The organism is Luteimonas sp. RC10, assembly GCF_014192745.1.
Lineage (GTDB): Bacteria > Pseudomonadota > Gammaproteobacteria > Xanthomonadales > Xanthomonadaceae > Luteimonas.
The window spans coordinates 1-1304 of sequence record NZ_JACHYJ010000016.1 but is presented as its reverse complement, the minus strand read 5'-3'; the positions used below and the strand labels follow the sequence as shown (position 1 = coordinate 1304).

Here is a 1304-nt window from a genome sequence, read left to right as displayed (position 1 = left end):
GGTTCATCGCTGAATACCGGGGAAGGCTGCGCGGATCTTGAGGAAGAAATACGCCTGATCCCGGTAGCCGTAGGCACGACGCTTGATGACCTTGATGGTGTTGTTGATGCCCTCGACGATGCTGGTGTTGAGCGGATGCCGGCAACGGGACAGGATCCCATGCAGGTAGGCTTTGAGCCGTTGTGCGAACAGCGAGAGCGCGGCGATTCCGCTGCTTTGGGCCTGTTCCAACCAGTGCTCCCAGGCCCACTGGGCATAGCCGGGACGTCGGTAGAACCACAGGCGTTTGAGCTCGTCACGCATGAGATAGGCAGTGAGCAATGGCCGGTTGGCTTCGAGCAATTCGTCCAGCTTCACCGACTGGCGGCGATCCAGGCTTTCGCGATTGCGTAGCAGGAGCCAGCGGCTGGACTTGATGACCCGGCGGGCCGGCTTGTCGTGGCGCAGTTGGTTGGCCTGATCCACCCGCACCCGGTCGATCACCTCGCGGCCGTACTTGGCCACAACATGGAACAGGTCGTAGACGATCTCGGCGTTGGGACAGTGGGCCTGGATCTCCAGCTCATAGGCCGTGGTCATGTCGATGGCCACGGCCCGGATCTGCGCGGCAACGCCGGCAGGGAGTTGCTCGAAGAAAGCCCGCACGGTCTCGCGGGAGCGGCCGTTGCCGACCCACAGGACCTGGCGACGGATCGGATCGACCACCACGGTGGCATAGCGATGGCCCTTATGCAGGGCGAACTCATCCATCGCCAGATAGTGGATCTGGCTCCAGTCGGGCTCCTGAACGGCCTGCCGCAACCGGGCCTTGTCCAGCGTCTTGACCGTGTGCCAGCCCAACTGGAAAAAGCGGGCTACAGCCACGATGGTGCTGGACTCAAGCAACTGGCTGACCGCCTCGGCCAGCCGGTCGGTGACTCGCTGGTAACGCCCCAGCCAACTCAGCTTCTCGAGCCGAGGACCGCCGCACTGCTCGCACCACACCCGCCGGCGCGGCACCACCAGCCTCACCTGAAGTGCCATGAGTGGCAGATCCCGTACCCGACGCACGGTCGTCTCATGGATCTGCCGGCACCGGCTTCCGCAGTGCTCGCAGTACATCGTGCGTGCTGATGGCTTGAGGCAGATCGTGACGGTCCGACTGCCGTCCTCGGGCCACGCAATCCGCTCGACGCGATAGCCTTCCCAGCCGCCCAGCTTCTCAATCGTCTTCCGGTCCAACATGCATCTGCCCTTGAGCCCTGAAATCAGGCTTCAAGGGTAGCGGCGGACAAGAATGGCTCCACGCTAATCCGCGAAGAACC

1 protein-coding gene is annotated in these 1304 nt (G+C 63.3%); it reads right to left on the bottom strand.

Going from position 1 to position 1304, the window contains the following annotated elements:
• Window positions 1–3: 3 nt before the first annotated feature.
• Entirely contained in the window at window positions 4–1224 is a 1221-nt protein-coding gene (locus FHW73_RS17305; protein ID WP_183427997.1) for an ISL3 family transposase, read from the bottom strand.
• Window positions 1225–1304: the final 80 nt, after the last annotated feature.

What these genes read in the sequence shown, in the direction of transcription:
- FHW73_RS17305 (WP_183427997.1), bottom strand. Translation starts at nt 1,224, where the DNA reads ATGTTGGACCGGAAGACGATTGAGAAGCTGGGCGGCTGGGAAGGCTAT.